Here is a 21,254-nt window from a genome sequence, read left to right on the forward strand (position 1 = left end):
AAATCCTTATGACAAGTTGGAGGCTCCCATGTATAAAATATACCCATATCACGATAAAAAACCCCAGATAGATCCCACTGTTTTTCTCGCTGATTTTTCCGTCATTACAGGGGATGTGACAATCGGGAAAGAAAGCAGCATCTGGTTTCACACCGTCATTCGCGGGGATGTCGCCCCTACCATTATCGGGGACAGAGTCAACATCCAGGATCAGTCCCTTTTGCATCAAAGCCCGAATAGACCTCTAATTATAGAAGATGACGTGACAGTTGGCCATCAATGTACCTTACATAGTTCTTTCATCAGAAAAAACGCCCTGATCGGAATGGGCTCCATCATTCTTGATGGTGCAGAAATCGGGGAGGGCTCCTTTATCGGGGCGGGCAGTCTGGTCTCCCCCGGCAAAAAGATCCCTCCAAACACGCTTGCCTTCGGACGTCCTGCAAAAGTGGTCCGCGAACTGACCGATGAGGATAAAATGGACATGGCACGCATCCGCAGAGAGTATGTGGAAAAAGGACAATATTACAAATCGCTGCAAACTTAACTTGCGGACACACCTTAACCGTTATGATTTCATAACGGTTTCTTTATTTTCTCTCAGGCAAAATTAACCCTTTTTTTACAATCGCTTATTACTTCCTAAATATTCAATACTTAGAATATAGTTATACAGATCAATTTCTTTTTAAAGGGGTTGTGGAAAATGATCAAATTCCTACACAATATTTATGATTTGGATTGTCATGTATTTCGTGGAATCAATCGGCATTTCGAAAAGAAAGCACTTAACCTTTTCTTCCGCACCATCACTCATGCAGGTGGAGCAACCTTTACCATCAGCACGATTCTATTGATTATTCTTCTTTCCTCAAGTTCCCTTAGATACGCCGCCATCGCAAGTGGAGTGGCCTTGGCAATCAGCCATCTCCCTGTATCAACTATGAAAAAATTCTATCCACGAAAACGGCCTTACCTTGCATTAACCGAAATAAAAGTGGCCATCAACCCATTAAAGGATCATTCCTTCCCTTCCGGCCATACCACCGCCATTTTTTCGGCTGTTCTCCCTTTCATCCTGTATGCACCTATGCTTGCAGCCATTCTTCTTCCTCTGGCAATTTGCGTCGGAATTTCGAGGATGTACCTCGGTCTTCACTATCCATCAGATGTGGCAGTCGGCTGTATCCTCGGCACCTCTGTAGGATGCTTTTCCTATTTGGCTCTTGCTTCTTTATATCCATATGCACTTTTATAAAAGAAAAAATGGGGGATTTTTATGAAAATAGCGATCTTCACCGATACTTTTGCACCGGATGTAAATGGTGTAGCCAGGACGTTAAAGAGATTTACCGCCTTCTTGGAGAAAAAACAAATAGAATATCGGGTTTTTGCGCCTGTCAGCTCCGGGGAAGATCTGTTCTCGAGTCACGTACATCGGTTTGTGAGCCTTCCGTTCTTCCTGTATCCTGAATGCAGGATTGCGCTTCCTAACATGATTTCCGTAAAAGCGGAGCTGCAGAAGTTCCAGCCTGACATCATTCATGTGGCAACCCCGTTCAACATTGGCTTATGCGGTTTACACTACGCAAAAAAGCTCAACATCCCGGTTGTTGGTTCCTACCATACCGACTTTGATAAATACCTCGAATATTACGACCTTCAATTTCTCACCAAATTTCTATGGACATACATGAGATGGTTTCACCGGCCGCTACGAAAAATTTTCGTACCTTCCCTGGATACACAGGAGCACCTGAAAAAACACGGATTCACCAATACCGCCATATGGCCGCGGGGAGTGGATTGCAATCTCTTTCATCCCGGAATAACCTCTTCTTCAATTAAAGATAAATTCCATATTAAAGAAAAATACATCATCAGCTTTGTAGGCAGACTTGCTCCCGAAAAAGATGTGGCACTATTGCCTGCCATTGAAGCAGCCCTGCCACAGCATATCCGTGAACATACCCATTGGCTCATTGTAGGAGATGGCCCTATGAAGCAGGACTTAATCAAGCAGGCACCTTCCAATATGACCTTTGCCGGATTCCGGTCAGGTTCCGAGCTTACGGAGATCTATGCAGCATCCGACCTTTTTGTCTTTCCATCTGCAACAGAAACCTTTGGCAATGTGGTCCTTGAATCTCTGGCTTGTGGAACTCCGGTAATCGGGGCAGACGCAGGCGGGGTACGTTCCATCATTGAGAATGGTGTGACTGGAATATTATGTCCTGAAAAAGAAATCGAAGCTTTTGCGGAAGCCATTGCTTCCCTTCTCCATGATTCATCCTTGCGAAAAGAGATGGGCTTGGCCGGCAGGCAATATGCCCTCTTGCAATCATGGGACGCCATTTTTGAAAGATTATTGTCCGAATACCATCTCGCATTACAAGGTGAGGAGCTTCAGGAACTCGCTTAGTTCAAGGAACAGAGTAAATTCCTTTTACAGAAAACTTGCAACCTTCCGATATTCTTGTATATAATAATGATAATCTGACGAACGGAAAGGAGGGAATGAGATGTTACTATCTGTAAAGCATCGCGGGCAATACTTGTCATTTTTACATTTATGCCGCGCGATTTTTCATGATTCATTTGTTAACGGGATACGTCTGTCCTTTTTTAACAAACTGAATACTTGCTTCAGATAGTAAGAGATCTCTCCCCCTTCGTACCCCACTGTTCATAGTGGGTATTTATTAAATAGCCATGGGTTAAGAAGACTCCTTCTTACTCATGGTTTTTTTGTGTTAAAAATAATCTTAAGGAGCTCATTAACATGATGCTATGTACAATAAATGAAATAAGCAAAAGCTTTGCAGGAACGAAAATCTTCGAAAACCTTTCCCTCGACATTCAGGAGAAAGACCGAATCGGATTAGTCGGCAGGAACGGCAGTGGCAAAACCACGATATTTCAGCTGATCAGCGGAAAAGAGGCACCTGATACAGGAGCCATTCATATTAAGAAAGGCATAAATGTCGGATATCTATCGCAGATTCCTTCTTTCCCTGACGGAACCACAGGAGAGAAAGTACTTTCATCGGCTTTTTCCGAAGCAATGGTGATACAGGAAAAAATCAGGGAACTTGAGCTGCAAATGTCCCAGGAAACAGATGAAAGCAAGCTTCAACGAATAATGGAGGAGTATGGTGTCCTTCAGGAGCGCTTCTCCTTTATGGGAGGCTATGAAATCGAAGCCGAGATACAAAAGATAGCAAACGGATTAAAGATTTCCCATCTGCTTTCACAAAAGTTTGCCAGTCTAAGTGGTGGAGAGCAGACGAAAATTTGTCTTGGCTTTATTCTATTGCAGAACCCGGAATTGCTATTGTTGGATGAACCGACCAATCACTTGGACATTTTCTCGGTGGAGTGGTTGGAGCAATATTTGCGCGATTACTCAGGTACAGTAGTCGTGATCTCCCATGACCGCTACTTCCTGGACGAGGTAGCAACCAAAATCATCGATCTGGAGGATGGGGAAACACATACCTACCACACAAACTACAGCGGCTTTATCAAAGAAAAAGAAGAGCGACTTCTCCTGGAGTTCGCAGCCTATCAGGAGCAGCAGAAGAAAATCAAAAAGATGAAAGAGACCATCAAGCGCCTGAAGGAATGGGCCAATCAGGCAAATCCTCCAAACGCCGCTATGCACCGCCGTGCAAAAAGCATGCAAAAGGCACTCGATAGAATGGAAAAGGTGAAACGTCCTATTCTGGAGAGAAAGGCTATGGGTCTTCAATTTGAAGGAAGCGAACGGAGCGGAAAAGACGTCCTTACAATGGATGGATTGGCAAAAGCCTTTGGCGGACGTACTCTCTTTGACCAGCTTGATCTCCATGTCTATTTTCAGGAAAGAGTCGCGATTGTCGGCCAAAACGGAACAGGAAAAACCACTCTTTTGAAAATTCTTTTGGGCGAGGAAAGATATGATTCCGGTGAATTAAAGGTAGGCAGCAATGTGAAAATCGGCTACCTCTCTCAGCATGTCGAGGCCGCTACACCTAAACAGACGCTAATCGACGCTTTTCGGGAATACGTGCCCATCACCCAGGAACAGGCCCGACATGTTCTTGCGAAGTTTCTTTTCTACGGTCCATCTGTATTTAAAAGGGTGGAAAGTTTAAGCGGAGGAGAAAAAATGCGTTTACGTTTGGCCCAGCTGATGTATCAGGATATCAACCTCCTTATTCTCGATGAGCCGACAAACCATCTGGACATTGAATCAAGGGAAGTCCTGGAGGAAGCGCTAGAGGATTTCAGAGGTACGATTGTCACCGTGTCGCATGATCGCTACTTTTTGAATAAGTATTTTGAGAAAACCTGCTGGCTTGAAAGCGGCAGGCTCACCACTTATACCGGCAACTACCAATATGCTCGTGAAAAGAGAAAAGAATTGGAAAAAGAAAAATCGCAAGCAATTGTTCAAGTTGCGGAAAGAAAGAAGGAAATTGTTTCTCCGGAACGAGTAAAAAGAAATGCCCCAACTTCCATCGAGCCCGAGAAGATAGAGGCAAAATTGGAGGAACTGGAACTGGCAATATACGAGTTGGAGGCCCAGATGGAAAAAGAGACAGATCATGTGGCCCTGCAAACGTATCAGGATGAATGGAACAAAAGAGAAACGGAACGCGCCTCCCTCTATGAACTATTGGAGGATGCGCTTTAAACATTGTTGGATGAGCAGGCGATCTATTTCGCCTGCTTTTTGTTGGAGGGCTTTTTTTAAAGCAGTTTCCAGTGATTTTTTTGTCTCGAGGTTACTTTTTCATGAAATACTCATTTTCCCTAGTGGATTCTAGAGGGCAATTTTAAGATATCAACGAAAATTTTCATATATCCACGATTCCGCACCCTATATCAACGAGAAAAAAATTATATCAATGAAAATAAAAATATATCAACAAAAAACAGGGGCATATCGATAAAACGCATATTTCCGCAAAATCCGACACCTAACCGCGCAAGGCAACTAGTTGGAAGCAAGCCACTCCACAAAACAAAAACTGCCGCCAAACCAGGCACATAACCTGATTTGGCGGCAGCCACATTAAAATTTAAGCGTTCGCTTGCTCTTTCAACGCATCCGCTTTGTCCACTTGCTCCCAAGGAAGGTCAAGATCGTTACGGCCGAAGTGACCGTAAGCAGCAGTCTGCTTGTAGATAGGGCGACGAAGGTCTAGCATTTTGATGATTCCAGCTGGACGAAGGTCGAAGTTGTTGCGCACAAGTTCCACTAGCTTCTCTTCAGATACTTTACCAGTTCCAAAAGTGTCCACTGCGATGGATACAGGCTGTGCTACACCGATTGCGTATGCAAGTTGTACCTCACATTTGTCAGCCAATCCGCTTGCTACGATGTTTTTCGCAACATAACGTGCTGCGTATGCTCCGGAACGGTCAACTTTCGTTGCGTCCTTACCGGAGAATGCGCCACCACCGTGACGTGCATATCCACCGTAAGTGTCAACGATGATTTTACGGCCAGTCAATCCAGCATCCCCTTGAGGTCCACCGATAACGAAACGGCCAGTCGGGTTGATGAAGTATTTTGTGTTTTCGTCAATCAAGTTAGCAGGAACTACCGGCTTGATTACGTGTTCTTTCACATTACGTTGGATCTGCTCCAAAGAAATCTCTGGGTGATGCTGAGTAGAGATAACGATTGTATCGATACGTACCGGTTGATCGTTTTCATCATATTCAACAGTAACTTGAGTTTTCCCATCTGGACGTAAGTATGGAAGGATTTCTTCTTTTCTTACTTCTGTTAAACGACGTGAAAGCTTATGAGCCAATGAAATCGGTAAAGGCATTAACTCTTTTGTTTCATTGCAAGCAAATCCGAACATCAGACCTTGGTCTCCCGCACCGATTGCTTCGATTTCCGCATCCGACATTTGCCCTTCACGAGCTTCCAAAGCTTGGTCGACACCCATTGCAATGTCAGCGGATTGCTCGTCGATTGACGTAAGAACCGCACAAGTTTCTGCGTCAAAACCGTATTTCGCACGAGTGTATCCAATTCCTTGGATGGTTTCACGAACGATTTTTGGGATATCTACATAAGTAGAAGTAGTGATTTCTCCAGCAACAAGCACCAATCCGGTTGTTACAGAAGTTTCACACGCTACACGTGCGTTTGGGTCATTAGTAAGAATAGCATCAAGGATGGAGTCGGAAATTTGGTCACAAATTTTATCCGGATGCCCCTCCGTTACGGATTCAGAAGTAAATAAACGACGTTGTTTAGTCATTAAAAAAGTTCCTCCTTTTGTATATGAAAAGCGTTTTACCTCTCTTCATGTATAACAGTATGTTTGATACGGATCTCATTTCCTGTTGTGATGTTCTTTGTTATCTTGTGCAGAATATAAAAAACCTTTCCATAATGTTGAGGAAAGGTTTGGGTTCAAGAATTAGCCTTTCACTCTTATCGGTCAAGGTCAATGCCTTGCTCAGGTTTAGCACCTTTTCTCAAGCGACAAGTTTCTTGTCCAAAAAAATTAGCGAAGTGCTTTTTTCGCGCTCGCCCATTTACCTTTGAGCAGGTTGCTGGGTTTCATAGGGCCTGCCCCTCCACCAGCTCGGAATAAGAGTATCCGTTCAAGGTTCTATATTAGCGTAATAAAAGCTTTATTGTCAACAAAAAACGGCAAATTATTTATATGAAGAAACAGGAAAAAACATATGCTATCATTAAGTAGAATTGTCCGTATACATAAGCCTCTTTTTCACAAAATGTTAACGGATTCACACTTTATTTCATAAAATAATTTAATTAGTATGGACTATTCGATTAAATGTGTTATACTTTTTAACAGATGAGAAATTAATATACAAGTTGAAGGAGAGTTATCCATGATGAAAACGGTTGGTATTGATAATGGTTTAACTAAATTAATATACGGAAGCAACACGCAAATGCAACTTTCTGTACCTCAATTAGTGGAGAAAGTATTAAACCGCAATGAAGGCAGCCTGACATCTACCGGTGCAGTGGTTGCTACAACTGGAAAATATACGGGTCGCTCCCCTAAAGATAAATTCATTGTGGAAGAGGATATCTCCAAGGATAAAATTGACTGGGGAACGGTAAACAGTCCGATCTCTGAAGATGTATTCGAACGTTTATATGATAAAGTATTAAACTACTTAGAAAATAAAGATGAAATTTTCGTGTTTAAAGGTTTCGCAGGAGCGGACGAAAAATATCAATTGCCTATCCAGGTAATCAACGAATTTGCATGGCACAATCTTTTTGCGCACCAGCTATTCATCCGCCCAAATGACGAACAGCTTGCCAAACATGAAACCGCATTCAGTGTTGTCTCTGCACCAAGCTTCAAGGCTGACCCTGCAGTGGACGGTACGAACTCTGAAGCATTTGTCATCATTTCTTTCAAAAAGCGCGTCGTTCTTATCGGTGGGACAGAATACGCTGGTGAAATGAAGAAAAGCATTTTCTCTGTCATGAACTACTTGCTTCCTGAGAATGGTATCATGCCGATGCACTGCTCTGCCAATGTAGGACGTGAAGGCGATGTAGCACTATTCTTCGGATTATCGGGTACTGGTAAGACAACATTATCCGCTGACCCTAACAGAAGGCTGATCGGTGACGATGAGCATGGCTGGTCCAATACAGGCGTATTCAATATTGAAGGCGGTTGCTATGCGAAATGCATCGGACTGACGCACGAAAAAGAGCCGCAAATTTTTGATGCGATCCGTTTTGGATCTGTGCTTGAAAATGTGGTAATCGATGGTCAGTCAAGAATCGCTGACTATGACAACTCCACTTTAACAGAAAATACTCGTGCCGCCTACCCTCTTGAAGCAATGGACAACATTGTGCAGCCAAGTATCGCGGGACACCCAACAACTATTGTGTTCTTGACAGCTGATGCAACTGGAGTATTACCTCCGATCGCCAAGCTTTCAAAAGAACAGGCAATGTTCCACTTTCTGAGTGGGTACACAAGCAAACTGGCAGGAACAGAGCGCGGAATCACTTCTCCGCAAACAACGTTCTCCACTTGCTTCGGTTCTCCATTCCTGCCGCTTCCTGCAACTACGTATGCAGAGATGCTTGGCAAAAAAATCGATGAGCATAATGCCCAGGTCTACCTTGTAAACACCGGCTGGACTGGCGGAGAGTACGGAGTAGGCAGCCGTATGAAGCTTTCTTATACAAGAGCAATGGTTCAAGCAGCCCTTGAAGGCGATCTTACAAATGTGGAAACGGAAAAAGATCCATATTTCGGAGTGGAGATCCCTCTACATGTTCCAGGTGTACCTGATGAAGTGCTGCAGCCTAAGAAAACATGGCATGATGAAGAAAAGTATGATCTTGCTGCCCGTGAATTGGCAGGCAAATTCAAAGAAAACTTCACAAAGTTCAAAAACGTTCCGGAAGACGTACTTGGACTAGGTGGACCAACCGTCTAATAATATAGTGGAGCCATCCGAAATGACATCAAGTTGTCTTCGGATGGCTCTTTTGATTTTTAATCGATTCGAAGTTGGAGCTTATGATGGACTTTTTCATAGGGGGCGATGCTCAAAAGGTCCTTCATTCTCGTGATGATAGACTTTTTCATAGGGAGCTATGCTCAAAAGGTCCTTCATCCACCTGATGATGGACTTTTAAATAGGGAGCTATGCTCAAAAGGTCCTTCATTCTCCTGATGATGGACTTTTTCATAGGGATCGAGGCTCAAAAGGTCCTTCATATTCCTGATGATGGACCTTTTCATAGGGATCGAGGCTCAAAAGGTCCTTCATTCTCCTGATGATGGACTTTTTCATAGGGATCGATGCTCAAAAGGTCCTTCATTCTCCTGATGATGGACTTTTTCATAGGGATCGATGCCCAAAAGGTCCTTCATTCTCCTGATGATGGACCTTTTCATAAGGATTGATGCCCAAAAGGTCCTTCATTCTCCTGATGATATACCTTTTCATAAGGATTGATGCCCAAAAGGTCCTTCATCAAACCGATGATGGACTTTTCTAGCACAAGTGAGCAACAAAATGCTCTTCATCAACCCTTTGACTGGCCTTTCCAGCCCAAGCTACCACCAAAATGCACTTCATCAAACACTTCCATGAACACCACATCCAAATTACTTCAATGCCCCCTGCTCCTTCATCCAAATGGTCAGCCTCTCAACCAGCCTCCTGTTCTCTTTTGGAGGAAAGTAATGCGTAAACTCCGGATAATACCAGCTTTCAACATGCTTCCCGAGCTCCTTTGCGCGCTTTTCCAAACGATAGGAATGCTCAACGGACACATTCATATCTTTCTCCCCATGGATAATCAATATGGGAGCCTGAAGCTTCTCAAGCTCATACAGCGGTGTTCTCCACTTGTACTCGTCAGGCACCTTACTCGGCGTCCCTCCGATAACACGCTTCATCATACGGCGCAGGTCAACCCGTTCCTCATAAGTAAGAACCATATCCGAGACCCCTCCCCAAGCAACAACGGAACAAGCATCCGGGAACTGTATCCCAGCCATCAGGGCCATCACGCCTCCACGGGAGAAGCCGAATACATGGATCCGGTTCGGCTTCACCTTTTCATGCTTCTCAAGCACTCTATACGCCGAGAAGGCATCCTCCCGATCCTCACCGGCAAAATCCTCATTTCCTTCTCCTCCCTGGTTTCCCCGGTAAAAAGGTGCCATCACGACAAAACCTTCAGAGGCAAATTGAACGATGCGCCCTACCCTGACCTGTCCGACATTCTTGATTCCGCCCCGCAGATATAGAAACCCCTCATAAGTCCCTTCACCCTTAGGCTCAGCCAGCATCCCTTTTACCTTTAATCCACTGCTATAATAGGTCACCATATATACATCGATATGTGGACTTGGTGACGGGTATCGTACCTTCTCTGTTATCAAGCCGTCCTTCAACATTTTCCCTCCAATTCCCCTACTGGGCATTCACACATATTTAGGGCAAATCATACTGTATTTTATATAAACATACAAAACTTTTGCCTATAGCCTGAGGAGGTTGAATATGAGATTTTTTAAAATTGCCCTAAGTATTGGATTGTGTCTTGTTCTTGTCGCTGCATTGGTTGCTTGCGGTGGTGGAAAAAAAGAAACGGTCCGGATTGCGGAAGTGACTCGTTCCATTTTTTATGCTCCCCAATATGTTGCGATTGAAAAAGGTTTTTTTGAAGAAGAAGGTTTGGATGTAAAACTGACCACAACATGGGGAGGCGACAAAACGATGACCACCCTATTGGCGGATGGTGCCGATGTGGCGCTTGTCGGATCTGAAACGTCGATCTATGTGTATGCACAAGGATCGAATGATCCAATCATCAATTTTGCCCAGCTTACACAGACAGATGGAACGTTCCTGGTATCAAGAGATAAGCTTGAGAACTTTACCTGGGAGGATTTAAAAGGCAGCACTTTCCTAGGCCAACGGAAAGGCGGTATGCCGCAAATGGCAGGAGAGTTTGCCTTGAAAAAGCATGGCATCGATCCGCAAAGCGATCTAAATCTGATTCAGAATGTGGATTTCGCCAATATTCCTAGTGCCTTCGCTTCCGGTACAGGAGATTTTGTCCAGCTATTCGAACCGCAGGCAAGTATCTTTGAGGCGGAAGGGATCGGCCACATCGTCGCATCCTTTGGAGAAGAGTCAGGACTCATCCCTTACACCACCTTTATGGCAAAGGAAAGCTATATAAAAGAAAATCCTGATACGGTGGAGAAATTCACAAGAGCCCTCTATAAAGCTCAAGCATGGGTTGAATCACACAGTGCCAAAGAAGTGGCTGAGGTTATTTTGCCATACTTTGAAGATACAGAGGTTGAATTAGTCGAGACAGTCGTGGACCGCTATAAGAGCCAAGGTTCCTTTGCCACTGATCCTGTTCTGGATATAGCGGAATGGGAGAACCTGCAGAACATCATGGATGAAGCCGGGGAATTGCCTGAGTATGTAGAACATGAAACATTAGTAAATACAACCATTGCGGAAGATGTAATGGGAGAATAGGATGATGATCTATGAGCTTTCTATCGATAGATCAAATTGAACACATTTATTTCACTCCAGAGCGTGCTACAAAAGTTTTAGAGGACATTTCCATCACCATCGAGGAGGGGGAGTTCATCTCCTTCCTCGGTCCAAGTGGATGTGGAAAGACGACCTTGCTTTCCATCATTGCTGGTCTTTTGGATCCTACTGGAGGAGATGTGAAGCTAAAGGGCAGACGCCCCAGGGAATGTGTCTCGGAAATCGGTTATATGCTACAGCAGGACTATCTTTTTCCCTGGAAGACAATCGAAGAAAATAGCCTGTTGGGATTAAAATTATCCGACACTCTGACAGAGGCTTCCAAGCGGAAGACCTTGCAGCTTTTAAAGGATATGGGTTTGCATGATGTAGAAAAACTGTATCCCTCGCAATTGTCCGGTGGAATGCGGCAGCGTGTTGCACTTGTTCGGACACTAGCGACTGATCCACTGCTATTACTATTGGATGAACCTTTTTCAGCATTGGATTATCAAACAAAACTGAAGCTCGAGGATCTTGTATTCACGACACTTAAATCCTTTCAAAAGACCGCTCTACTTGTTACACATGATATTGGAGAGGCCATCGCCATGAGCGATCGGATTTTTCTTTTAAGAGCTAATCCAGGCCGAGTTGCCAAAACATTTATCGTTCCATCTGAATTAAGGGAGACCATTCCTTTTGAAGCAAGGCAGCATCCCCAGTTTTCTTCCTTGTTTCAAAACATCTGGAAGGAGCTGGAGCAGCTTGAAACAGCAGCGGAACATTAATCTCCTTCATACAGATTATCTGCAGAAAAGAAAGAAAGTTAAGCTGCAAGTACGGCTTTATCAGCTCATCATATTTATCGTCTTCTTCACTTTTTGGGAGCTTGCAGGAAAAAACAGCTGGATCAATCCACTTCTTTTCAGCTACCCAAGTAAGATCTATCGTCTTTTTATGGAAAAGATGCAGGATGGATCGCTCCTTAGCAATATAGGCATTACCGTAACAGAAACCATTTTCGGCTTCATACTTGGGACATTGATTGGTACCATCCTTGCAGCGATCTTGTGGTGGTCACCTATGACTTCGAGAGTGCTTGAGCCGTACTTGGTCATCTTGAATGCCATGCCAAAGGTGGCACTGGGTCCCATTCTAATTGTCGCCATCGGCCCTAACATGGGTTCCATCATTACGATGGGGGCAATCATTTCGGTTATCATTACCACCATTGTCGTCTATACAGCTTTTAAGGAAGTGGATGACAATTATCTGAAGGTGCTTAAGACGTTCGGTGCCAGGAGAGGGCAGCTATTTACCCAGGCTGTATTGCCGGCCTCCTATCCAACCATCATCTCTACATTGAAGGTGAATGTCGGGCTTTCATGGGTCGGGGTGATAGTCGGGGAATTTCTTGTTTCCTCCAAGGGGCTTGGGTATATGATCATCTACGGATTCCAGGTTTTCAACTTCACGCTCGTATTACTGAGCCTTTTGATCATTGCCGTATTTGCCACCATCATGTATCAGCTTGTTGAATATCTGGAGAAGAAGCTTGTTAAAAATAATTAAAAGAGAGCAACTCAAAAGCTGCTCTCTTTTATTCGTTGTAAACTATAGGTGAGGACCGAATCTTTCATGATAAAGCTGAAACGACTATCTTTCCTTATGTTGGTGGGAAGCTGTTTCAGTAATACCGGTCCATTTGTTTCGAAATATGTAGGTTGTTTCTCTAAACGTACAATCTCGGCAAAATATACATTTTTGATGATGACCTTTTCTCTGCCTTCCACTTTGTATTGCCCTATGTAATGCAGTTTGGATACTTGTCCGCCTGTTTCTTCTTTTACTTCCCTCAGAGCCGCCTGATCGGCGCTTTCTCCTTCTTCGACTTTTCCCCCGGGAAATTCCAGACCACGGTTTTTATGACTGGTCAAGAGCCATTGATCTTCAAATTGGCAAATGACCCACACATGCTTGGGACTGGATGAATAAGGATGGTCTTTAAAGGATAACATCACTCTATTATGGTAAATGTCTTCAAACTCATACATACTATCGAAACTCCAATACCTCTTTTTTCTTCTTCCATCTTAACATAGTAGCATCGAAATTGTGAGAGTCAAGTATCCTTTTTAGACCATCATACAAAAGAATTCGTCAATTTATTCAATTAAGTCGTCCATCAAACCTTCGTTTTTAATATGCGCCTTTGTTTCTTCGTCACCGAGCTCATAGAGCATTTTATATACCTGCTGCAACCCAGTGTCGTAGCCATCATTGGGGCGGTCGAAATGGTACTCAATATAGGGAATATGTGCTCGCCAAAAACCTTGCCAATCGGAAGAATAATTTTGATCGAACAACTCTCTTAGACGGGTAATTTCCTCATCCGTCGCTTGTATCTGGTAGTCCCATGAATTAGCAGTTCTGACCTGTGAGATATTACCTTCACCAAGTGAAATATAATAGGTTTTTCGTTCCATCCTTCTCATCCTTTCATGAAGCATCCTTTCTTATTTTCCCTAAAGGATCACCGCTTTATTCCATAGGATGAAAGTAATTAGAGATCTGATTTTTTCTTAAGCGTTTCAATCATTCTCTTCAACAATTTAGGAATTGGAACACCCATCCTATGGGCATTTTCCATAATGGAAATAAATTCATTCACTAAGTAAAAAAGAATGGTGACATCCATGATGACCGTAGTACCTAATATGATATCCAACACATGTGCAATACTTACCAAGGCAAAGATGAATATTTTTTGCGCAATCCCCTTAAAGCCGATCCTGCTGGAGAGCTTCTTTTCCACTAAAGCTGCAAGTACCCCTGTAATATAGTCGACAATGACAAATGCAACCAGGAAGAGCAGTAGCTTGCTTATTCCGCCAAAGAGCAGGGATGCAATTGAACCTGTTAGTGAAACGGCTCCAATGTACATAGCTGTGTACTTGTCCATAGTACTCCCCCTTTTCATACTCTATTTTATGCAGCTCTTTATTAAGTGTGTAAGTAGAAACTGCCTTTTTTGTATGAAGTGAAAAAGATAGAGAAAGCTAATGTCTAGAGAGGCAGCTGCATATGGAGGTGAAAGCTGATGAAATCCATAGAAGAAATGATAGAAAAATATCAAAAAAGATTATTGAAAGATGACGAAGATGTAGATGCAGTCGCATACGCGGTTGTTAATAGCTTTACGAGAGAACAATGCCTGGGATTATTGAATGAACTCACTGACGAAGAGCTTCATCAGATCGTAGCACTCTTTGTTATGGATAAGGTGAAGACAATATTAATCAACACTGATGAGGATATTGGGAGGGATGGATCAAGATTCCTTCATTAACTGTGAAAAAACAGAAGTAGCCCGATACTTAGGGAGTTCCCTTTGCATCGGGCTAAATTAATGTGGACAGAAGTTATTTGCCTAAAAAGGCGTGGAGCATCCAATTATGCTTTTCCACACTCTGATGAATGGCTAATAGCATATCACCTGTCGTTTCATCTCCTGCACCATCTGCAATTTCCATGCCTTCCTTCAACTCTACGATAAGAGTCGAGAAGTCACTGGCAATATTCTTTACCATCTGCTCCGCAGACTCTCCTCCTTCTGCTTCATGGATGGTGGAAATCTCCAGGATTTCCTTCATGGTTCCTACAGGCTTGCCTTCAATTGCGAGCAGTCTTTCAGCTAATTCATCGATATGGGTTGCCGCCTCATTATAAAGCTCTTCAAATTTTTCATGAAGGGTGAAGAACTCAGGTCCTTTTACATACCAGTGATAATTATGTAACTTCGTAAATAAAACACTCCAGTTCGCGACTTGCTTATTCACTGCATCCGTTAATTGATTTGACATCTTAATTCCTCCTTGACCAATAAGTTCTACCTTTTTTTACCCTTTCTATCTTCCCCTTAAACAAAGTCATTATCCTTCCATTTGTTTTCTAGCCTAGAGCAATAATGGTAGAATAGTGGTAGTATTGTGCAAGGAGGGATTCTCAACAATGACTACCGTATTAATCATATGTGTCATTATAGTTCTTATCGTTCTTTTACTGACGATACTAACCACCAATAAAGCTTATAATTATGAACATAAGATCGACCCAGTGGACCCAATGCCAGGCGAAATCGAGGAAAACAAAGAAGTCGAAAACAGCAACAAACGATGACCCTGGCAATTAAACATCCTTCCATAAACACGGAAACCCCAAGCGTGCCATCTTCTCAGAGGGCTTGCTTGGGGTATTTCGAGTTTATCTTTATCCAACTTAGTAATATTCGTAGATATATGGGGTTTTCGGTTGTTCGACTTTTTCAAGGCTCTCGACTTCCACGTAAGGCAGGTTCCATCCATTGTATTCGGTCACGGTCAATGTCCCCTTCACCTTTACCCACTCATCGTTTTCCAATTCACTTGCTTCTGCGAGCGTGGATAATGTCCCGTAAACGGAGGCATCGGCCACACAGCACGAGAGTCCAAATCTTGCTACCACAAACTGATCGGATGTGAAGTCTGCCTCCCGGAAAACAAACCCGACCATTTCGATTTTCTTCCCGACAAATTCTTCAGGATTCATATCAATTATGTTCATAATGGGAATGTATCGGTCATCTTCCACTACAATCGTATCCTGTGTTAATAGCTCAGCCTTCAGCTCTTCATAGTACCCTTCCGGTGGGGCCTGCACTTCAAACCCTTCCGGATGTTCAAGAGGTGCATCAGCTAATTTCTCATCTATGGATTGCTCGCCTGATTCATCCATATACTTTTCAGGATCCTTCAAATACTCTTCTGCACGGGAAGTGGAATCTTCACCTTCCGCCTCCGGTGTTCCTTCAAAGGCACCCGCCTGCTGACGTTCCTCCACGATCTGCTTGGAGTTCGTAAACCCGCGCTTTTCAATGATGGAGCTGTCCAAAATATTATCGGGAAACATGAACCCTGTCACAACAGGCAACACAAACATGGAATAGATGACAATAGACTGGATGGGTGTAGAGGATTCACCATGATCAAATCCACAATTGCACACCAATTCCTCCTTGTTTTTGGAACCGCTTCTCCAGATTTGCACTATCCCAAGGATGAACAGTGTCGCACCGGCAAAATACATGAAAGGCATCATCCGCGGCGCAATAAAGTTCGTAATGTTCCCAGTCACTAATAGCTTAAAGAATAGAAGAGTAAAGCCTAATAATATGATTCCGCGCAAATAAATGTGGAATCCATAATCTCGATTATTTTCCATTCAATCTCATCCTTTCCTTACAACACAATCTGCTGGAAAATAAGGATTGCACAAAACACGACAATTGTCACAACAGCCATGAAGGCCAACACGAATTTCGTCTTGAAATAGGCGAATAGCATAAATGTGTTTTTCAGATCCAGCATTGGTCCATAAACTAAAAAGGCAAGTATCGATCCTGTGGTAAACGTTGACCCAAAGGATGCTGCAACAAATGCGTCCGCTTCTGAACATAGAGAAAGTACATAAGCAAAAGCCATCATGACAGCAGGTGACAAGACCTCATTTGAACCAAGTGCAACAAGTACATCCCGGTCGAGGAAGGTTTGGAATAAACTTGCAATGAACGCACCTGCAATCAAGTATTTACCCATATCGAAGAATTCATCACTTGCATGATAGAAAGTGGCTTTCCATTTATTCGTCGGTCCTATCTGTTCAACCTCGGAATCCACTCTTCCTTGCAGTTCATTTTTCGTCCAGCGAAGCTGATTTTTATTATCAAAAAGTAATAGCATCAACAACCCTATTACAATACATAGTACAAATGCCAAACCGAAGCGACCATATAGAATAGTAGGGTCTCCATTAAAGGCGTAAAAAGTGGAAGCTACTACAACCGGGTTCAATATTGGTGCTCCAACAAGGAAAACGACCCCGACATGAAGCGGCATCCCTTTTTTGATCAGACGGCGGACCACTGGAATAATCGCACATTCACAAATCGGGAAAATGGCACCAAGAACCGCTGCTGGAATAATTGCAGCAAAAGCATTCTTCGGGAGGAATTTTTTTATCTTCTCCTCCGACACAAAGGTCTGAATCAATGCAGAGGCAAATACCCCCAATAATATAAACGGTACAGCTTCAATTACGATACTCAAGAATATAGTATTTACATTAAGGAATGAGCCCGGAATCTTCTCAGAGAAATCTTTCATATCAATAAAAAAGAACAGATATAGAAAAAATCCGATGAGTAGAAGGCCAATGATATCTTTTAAGAGATTATTGCTTGTCCTCATTTTTCGACTCCTTACATTTTATCTATTTGCATTATAGCATAGGGAACTAGGAAACATTTACTCTAGTTATTAACAATATATGTATCTCTATTAAAATTATGACGTTGTACTCAAAATTACTAGATTTTGTTTTTGCACACTAAACACCGCTGTTGATCTCCGCAATAGGCTTCGCTTTCCGCGGGGCGGGGCTGGAGCCTCCTCGGCTTTCGCCTGTGGGGTCTCCAGCCTACCGCTACCTCCCGCAGGACAAGGAAGGCTGCGGCAGCGATACATCGCACGAAGAAAATGCTCGCATTTTCGAGGAGTCTTCGCCTATTGCTCCAATCAACAGCTAGATTATTAATAGTCTACACTTGTCTTTAATAGATCATATGAAATTTAAAAAGGATGACCCTAGTAGGCCATCCTTCTCACTTTATCATCCAAACACTTTTTTAAGATCTTCTTTATCCTGTTCCAACCAGAAGCGCATCAGGCGTTTTGCGCCTTCAAGGTCATGCAGCTTCGCCTGGCCGCATTGCTTTTCGTTTGCTGCAGGAATATCTTCAATCTGAACCGCGTCCTTCAACGTATCTTCCATCAAGTCAACAATTTCATCCACTGTTGGTTCGCCGCTGACAACCAGATAGTAGCCTGTCTGGCAGCCCATTGGTGAAATATCGATAATATCGAAATGGTCGTATTTTTCCGAATGAGTACGGATATTGAAAGCCAACAGATGCTCCAACGTGTGGATGGCATCAGGCTTCATTGCTTGCTTGTTCGGCTGGCAAAAACGGATATCATATTTATTCACAACACCATCTGTCCCTACCTTGTGTACCCCGCAATGGCGGACATATGGAGCTTTTACTGCATTATGATCAAGTTCAAAGCTTTCTACTGAAGGCATGAAAACATCTCCTTATTGATAAGTTACACCTATTATAGCACAGTTTTAATTCCAATTAAATTCATCTGATTTATATGAATTCAATAAATTTTCCGTTCCCGTGAAAATCAGCTATAATTTATTCTGAGGTGACAGTATATGAAACATATCTTTCTTTTGCTAATCCGCTTTTACCAAAAGGTCATATCTCCATTAACACCACCCTCATGCCGGTTCTATCCGACATGCTCCCATTATGGGATGGAGGCAATCAGCCGCTTCGGTGCTATAAAAGGAGGATGGCTAACCATAAAAAGAATCCTGAAGTGCCATCCGTTTCATCCGGGTGGAATCGACCATGTTCCAGAGAAGAAAGAAAAAGGTTAAACCGATTGATAACCATCCACTACCAAATCGAGTTTCCCTGTGTTAGGGTCTATCACCAGTCCATGTACAGGAACTCCATCCGGCATTAACGGATGGTTGGCAATCATATCGACACTCTCCTTGACACTTTCCTCCACACTGTCAAAGCCTTTTAGAAAAGTTTTCACATCAATCCCTGCGTATTTCAGGTCATCAATTGTTTCTTTCTTTATTCCTCTAGCTTCCATTTTTTCTCTTATCGAATCATAATTCACTTTTCCCATTCCGCAATCATGGTGGCCGATGACCATCACTTCATCTGCATTGAGTTCCAGTACCGCAACCAATATGCTTCTCATGATGCTTCCGAACGGGTGGGATACAAGGGCACCAGCATTTTTAACCATTTTCATATCCCCGTGCCTCACATTCATTGCACTTGGCAAAAGGTCGATTAGCCTAGTGTCCATACATGACAATACGACAACCTTTTTATCCGGGAATTTCGTCGTTTTAAATTTGACAAACTCTTCACTTTCCACAAAATTTTGATTATGATCTAATATTTCATTCAGCAAATTCATCCTGCTACCTTCTTTCTGCTACAAATTTTTCGTCTCTTCCAATATGACAAAAAAAAAACATAATGACAATAAAAATGAGTTGTCAAGTGTTCAACTTTCTTGTACTATTGAAAAGTACAAATCGTAAAGGTTACGTTTTATAGGCAGAAGGGATGTATTTTATTTATGGCAAAAATACCAGTTACCGTTATAAGCGGCTATTTAGGTTCAGGCAAAACCACCTTGCTTAATCATATTTTAACCAATAGGCAGGGTTTAAAAATCGCTGTTATTGTGAACGATATGAGCGAAGTCAATATAGATTCGGCACTCGTCCAGAACGGCGGCTTTTCTAGGACAGAGGAAAAGCTCGTGGAAATGCAGAATGGCTGTATCTGCTGTACGCTGCGTGAGGATCTGATGAAAGAGGTAGAACGACTAGTAGATGAAGGGAATATCGATTATATCGTTATTGAATCTTCCGGAATCAGTGAACCGATACCTGTTGCTCAGACATTCACGTATATAGATGAGGAATTTAATATCGATTTGACCTCCAAATGCTATATTGATGCGATGATTACTGTCGTGGATGGATTCCGCTTCTTTGAAGATTACAATTCCGGTGAAAGTCTGCTTGATCGTATGGAGGGAACCGACGAAAACGACACGCGTGAGGTTTCCGATCTGCTCATTGATCAAATTGAATTCGCTGATATCCTGCTATTGAATAAGACGGACCTGCTCGATCATGAGGATGTGAAAGATATGGAAGCGTTTCTGGGTAAAATGAATCCGGGAGCGAAAATTATTCCTTCTGCACACAGCAAGATTGACCTTCAAAGCATACTTAATACAAACCTGTTTGATTTCGAGCAGGCAAGCCAGGCAGCGGGTTGGATCAAGGAATTGAATGAAGATCATATTCCGGAAACTGAAGAATACGGAATATCCTCCTTTGTATATAGAAGGAAAAAGCCATTCCATCCTGAGAGATTCATGAGTTGGCTGGAAAAATGGCCGGAAAATGTAGATCGTGCAAAAGGATTTTTCTGGTTGGCTTCAAGAAATGACATGGCTGGATTGCTATCACAGGCTGGCGCCTCTATCATGCTTCAGGGGGCAGGACTTTGGATCGCAGCTTATAGTGAAATGGATAGGGAAATGACGTTAAAAGAGGAGCCTGAGCTTTTGGACAAATGGGACGATACTTTTGGGGATAGAATGACAGAGCTAGTATTCATCGGATTTGATCTGGATCGGGAAGTGTTAGAGCGGTCCCTCGACACATGCCTTCTAACCGAGAAAGAAATGCTAGAAGACTGGACGAGTTTCCATGATCCGATACCCGCTTTTGTTACAGAGTAATAAAAATTATTAATCAATTTCCTTTTTAGTTCTCAAATCGTAATAATTACGATATAATGTTCAAGGATACTCAATGAGAGGAGAACACAATGAAAAATAAATCAATTTTATCCATAATAGTACTGATATTTTTTACATTTTTAGTTGGCTGTAATTCGGATAGCCAATCTTCTGATGGTAAACTGACCGTATACACAACCATCTTTCCTTTGGAGGATTTCACGAATAAAATTGGAGGAGATCATGTGGATGTAAAATCCGTCTTTCCTCCAGGTGCAGACGCACATACTTTTGAACCTTCCACGAAAACCATGAGTGAGATGGCTTCTGCTGATGCTTTCATCTACACCGGTGTTGGAGTGGAAGGCTTTGCGGATAAGGCAAAAGATGTTTTGGAAAATGAAGAAGTAAAGGTCGTAGCTGCAGGAGAAGGCATTGAATTACTTAAAGAAGATGAGCACTCACATGAGGACGAGGCTCACGAAGAAGATGAGCACTCACATGAGGAAGAAGCTCACGAAGAAGATGAGCACTCACATGAGGACGAAGCTCACGAAGAAGATGAGCACTCACATGAGGAAGAAGCTCACGAAGAAGATGAGCACTCACATGAGGAAGAAGCTCACGAAGAGGATGAGCACTCACATGAGGAAGAAGCTCACGAAGAAGATGAGCACTCACATGAGGACGAAGCTCACGAAGAAGATGAGCACTCACATGAGGAAGAAGCTCACGAAGAAGATGAGCACTCACATGAGG

Annotated in this window: 23 protein-coding genes, 3 pseudogenes and 1 riboswitch; of the genes and pseudogenes, 15 read left to right on the forward strand and 11 right to left on the reverse strand. The window is 42.9% G+C overall.

Annotation, left to right across the window (positions count from 1 at the left end; genetic code table 11):
• The first annotated feature begins 28 nt into the window (after positions 1-28).
• From ACQCT5_RS14985 to abc-f, 5 genes are all read left to right on the forward strand, one after another.
• A complete protein-coding gene (locus ACQCT5_RS14985) occupies positions 29-547 on the forward strand; it encodes a gamma carbonic anhydrase (protein ID WP_499642802.1) in 519 nt (172 codons plus the stop codon).
• A gap of 159 nt (positions 548-706) precedes the next feature.
• Positions 707-1,258, forward strand: a complete 552-nt coding sequence (locus ACQCT5_RS14990; RefSeq protein WP_499642803.1) for a phosphatase PAP2 family protein — start codon at positions 707-709, stop codon at positions 1,256-1,258.
• 21 nt (positions 1,259-1,279) lie between these two features.
• The gene (locus ACQCT5_RS14995; protein WP_499642804.1) at positions 1,280-2,422 is read left to right on the forward strand and encodes a glycosyltransferase family 4 protein; all 1,143 of its coding nucleotides are present in this window, start codon (positions 1,280-1,282) and stop codon (positions 2,420-2,422) included.
• Between the two features lie 100 nt (positions 2,423-2,522).
• Positions 2,523-2,654, forward strand: a complete 132-nt coding sequence (locus ACQCT5_RS15000) for an RAxF-45 family protein (protein ID WP_499642805.1) — start codon at positions 2,523-2,525, stop codon at positions 2,652-2,654.
• A gap of 128 nt (positions 2,655-2,782) precedes the next feature.
• Positions 2,783-4,678 carry a ribosomal protection-like ABC-F family protein gene (abc-f, locus tag ACQCT5_RS15005; RefSeq protein WP_499642806.1) on the forward strand — a complete coding sequence of 632 codons (1,896 nt, stop codon included), beginning with the start codon at positions 2,783-2,785 and terminating at the stop codon, positions 4,676-4,678.
• Between the two features lie 388 nt (positions 4,679-5,066).
• On the opposite strand, the gene metK is transcribed toward abc-f, so the two are convergent.
• Positions 5,067-6,266 (reverse strand): methionine adenosyltransferase, encoded by a 1,200-nt coding sequence (gene metK / locus ACQCT5_RS15010; RefSeq protein WP_204418205.1) that lies wholly within the window; start codon positions 6,264-6,266, stop codon positions 5,067-5,069.
• Between the two features lie 173 nt (positions 6,267-6,439).
• Positions 6,440-6,608: riboswitch (SAM riboswitch) on the reverse strand.
• A gap of 265 nt (positions 6,609-6,873) precedes the next feature.
• Between metK and pckA the strand changes: the two genes are divergently transcribed.
• The gene (gene pckA / locus ACQCT5_RS15015; protein ID WP_499642832.1) at positions 6,874-8,460 is read left to right on the forward strand and encodes a phosphoenolpyruvate carboxykinase (ATP); all 1,587 of its coding nucleotides are present in this window, start codon (positions 6,874-6,876) and stop codon (positions 8,458-8,460) included.
• A gap of 677 nt (positions 8,461-9,137) precedes the next feature.
• On the opposite strand, the gene ACQCT5_RS15020 is transcribed toward pckA, so the two are convergent.
• The gene (locus ACQCT5_RS15020) at positions 9,138-9,935 is read right to left on the reverse strand and encodes an alpha/beta hydrolase family protein (RefSeq protein ID WP_499642807.1); all 798 of its coding nucleotides are present in this window, start codon (positions 9,933-9,935) and stop codon (positions 9,138-9,140) included.
• A 106-nt stretch (positions 9,936-10,041) separates the two neighbouring features.
• Between ACQCT5_RS15020 and ACQCT5_RS15025 the strand changes: the two genes are divergently transcribed.
• The 3 genes from ACQCT5_RS15025 to ACQCT5_RS15035 are packed head-to-tail and all read left to right on the forward strand — an operon-like array spanning position 10,042 to position 12,612.
• Positions 10,042-11,037 (forward strand): ABC transporter substrate-binding protein, encoded by a 996-nt coding sequence (locus ACQCT5_RS15025; RefSeq protein ID WP_499642808.1) that lies wholly within the window; start codon positions 10,042-10,044, stop codon positions 11,035-11,037.
• Between the two features lie 11 nt (positions 11,038-11,048).
• On the forward strand, positions 11,049-11,828 hold the full coding sequence (locus ACQCT5_RS15030; protein ID WP_499642809.1) for an ABC transporter ATP-binding protein: 780 nt from the start codon (positions 11,049-11,051) through the stop codon (positions 11,826-11,828).
• Positions 11,806-12,612: an ABC transporter permease gene (locus ACQCT5_RS15035; protein ID WP_499642810.1), complete on the forward strand. Its 807-nt coding sequence runs from the start codon at positions 11,806-11,808 to the stop codon at positions 12,610-12,612. The genes ACQCT5_RS15030 and ACQCT5_RS15035 overlap by 23 nt, the downstream gene beginning before the upstream one ends.
• An 11-nt stretch (positions 12,613-12,623) precedes the next feature.
• Here the strand turns inward: ACQCT5_RS15035 and ytkD are convergent, their stop codons facing one another.
• The 3 genes from ytkD to ACQCT5_RS15050 all read right to left on the reverse strand — a co-directional run bounded on the left by ytkD (position 12,624) and on the right by ACQCT5_RS15050 (position 14,002).
• Positions 12,624-13,094, reverse strand: coding sequence for an RNA deprotection pyrophosphohydrolase (ytkD, locus tag ACQCT5_RS15040; protein WP_499642811.1), 471 nt, complete (start codon positions 13,092-13,094; stop codon positions 12,624-12,626).
• A gap of 111 nt (positions 13,095-13,205) precedes the next feature.
• Entirely contained in the window at positions 13,206-13,535 is a 330-nt protein-coding gene (locus tag ACQCT5_RS15045) for a hydrolase (RefSeq protein WP_499642812.1), read from the reverse strand.
• A 68-nt stretch (positions 13,536-13,603) separates the two neighbouring features.
• A complete protein-coding gene (locus tag ACQCT5_RS15050; RefSeq protein WP_499642813.1) occupies positions 13,604-14,002 on the reverse strand; it encodes a phage holin family protein in 399 nt (132 codons plus the stop codon).
• Between the two features lie 138 nt (positions 14,003-14,140).
• Between ACQCT5_RS15050 and ACQCT5_RS15055 the strand changes: the two genes are divergently transcribed.
• Positions 14,141-14,389, forward strand: a complete 249-nt coding sequence (locus ACQCT5_RS15055) for a DUF6154 family protein (RefSeq protein WP_499642814.1) — start codon at positions 14,141-14,143, stop codon at positions 14,387-14,389.
• Positions 14,390-14,462: 73 nt separating this feature from the next.
• On the opposite strand, the gene ACQCT5_RS15060 is transcribed toward ACQCT5_RS15055, so the two are convergent.
• The gene (locus ACQCT5_RS15060) at positions 14,463-14,903 is read right to left on the reverse strand and encodes a Dps family protein (protein WP_499642815.1); all 441 of its coding nucleotides are present in this window, start codon (positions 14,901-14,903) and stop codon (positions 14,463-14,465) included.
• Between the two features lie 148 nt (positions 14,904-15,051).
• Here ACQCT5_RS15060 and ytzI point away from each other — a divergent pair, with 148 nt between their 5' ends.
• Positions 15,052-15,219 (forward strand): YtzI protein, encoded by a 168-nt coding sequence (gene ytzI / locus ACQCT5_RS15065; protein ID WP_499642816.1) that lies wholly within the window; start codon positions 15,052-15,054, stop codon positions 15,217-15,219.
• Between the two features lie 99 nt (positions 15,220-15,318).
• Here ytzI and ACQCT5_RS15070 read toward each other — a convergent pair whose 3' ends face one another.
• From ACQCT5_RS15070 to ACQCT5_RS15080, 3 genes are all read right to left on the reverse strand, one after another.
• Positions 15,319-16,299: a TIGR03943 family putative permease subunit gene (locus tag ACQCT5_RS15070; RefSeq protein ID WP_499642817.1), complete on the reverse strand. Its 981-nt coding sequence runs from the start codon at positions 16,297-16,299 to the stop codon at positions 15,319-15,321.
• A gap of 17 nt (positions 16,300-16,316) precedes the next feature.
• The gene (locus ACQCT5_RS15075) at positions 16,317-17,324 is read right to left on the reverse strand and encodes a permease (RefSeq protein ID WP_499642818.1); all 1,008 of its coding nucleotides are present in this window, start codon (positions 17,322-17,324) and stop codon (positions 16,317-16,319) included.
• 421 nt (positions 17,325-17,745) lie between these two features.
• Positions 17,746-18,219: an S-ribosylhomocysteine lyase gene (locus ACQCT5_RS15080; protein WP_499642819.1), complete on the reverse strand. Its 474-nt coding sequence runs from the start codon at positions 18,217-18,219 to the stop codon at positions 17,746-17,748.
• 138 nt (positions 18,220-18,357) lie between these two features.
• Here ACQCT5_RS15080 and yidD point away from each other — a divergent pair, with 138 nt between their 5' ends.
• Positions 18,358-18,585 carry a membrane protein insertion efficiency factor YidD gene (gene yidD, locus ACQCT5_RS15085; RefSeq protein WP_499642820.1) on the forward strand — a complete coding sequence of 76 codons (228 nt, stop codon included), beginning with the start codon at positions 18,358-18,360 and terminating at the stop codon, positions 18,583-18,585.
• On the opposite strand, the gene ACQCT5_RS15090 is transcribed toward yidD, so the two are convergent.
• Positions 18,582-19,148 (reverse strand): beta-class carbonic anhydrase, encoded by a 567-nt coding sequence (locus ACQCT5_RS15090; protein ID WP_499642821.1) that lies wholly within the window; start codon positions 19,146-19,148, stop codon positions 18,582-18,584. The two genes, yidD and ACQCT5_RS15090, sit on opposite strands and share 4 nt — an antisense overlap.
• Positions 19,149-19,313: 165 nt before the next feature.
• Here ACQCT5_RS15090 and ACQCT5_RS15095 point away from each other — a divergent pair, with 165 nt between their 5' ends.
• The 3 genes and pseudogenes from ACQCT5_RS15095 to ACQCT5_RS15105 all read left to right on the forward strand — a co-directional run.
• A complete protein-coding gene (locus ACQCT5_RS15095; RefSeq protein WP_499642822.1) occupies positions 19,314-20,495 on the forward strand; it encodes a GTP-binding protein in 1,182 nt (393 codons plus the stop codon).
• Between the two features lie 89 nt (positions 20,496-20,584).
• Positions 20,585-20,959 (forward strand): annotated as a pseudogene (locus ACQCT5_RS15100) (metal ABC transporter substrate-binding protein); the annotation flags it as partial.
• A 1-nt stretch (position 20,960) separates the two neighbouring features.
• Positions 20,961-21,065: pseudogene (locus ACQCT5_RS15105) on the forward strand (hypothetical protein); the annotation flags it as partial.
• Here ACQCT5_RS15105 and ACQCT5_RS15110 read toward each other — a convergent pair.
• Positions 21,054-21,248 (reverse strand): annotated as a pseudogene (locus tag ACQCT5_RS15110) (hypothetical protein); the annotation flags it as partial. The pseudogenes ACQCT5_RS15105 and ACQCT5_RS15110 sit on opposite strands and share 12 nt — an antisense overlap.
• Positions 21,249-21,254: the final 6 nt, after the last annotated feature.

This window comes from Sutcliffiella halmapala, from assembly GCF_050107295.1.
Lineage (GTDB): Bacteria > Bacillota > Bacilli > Bacillales > Bacillaceae_I > Sutcliffiella_A > Sutcliffiella_A halmapala_A.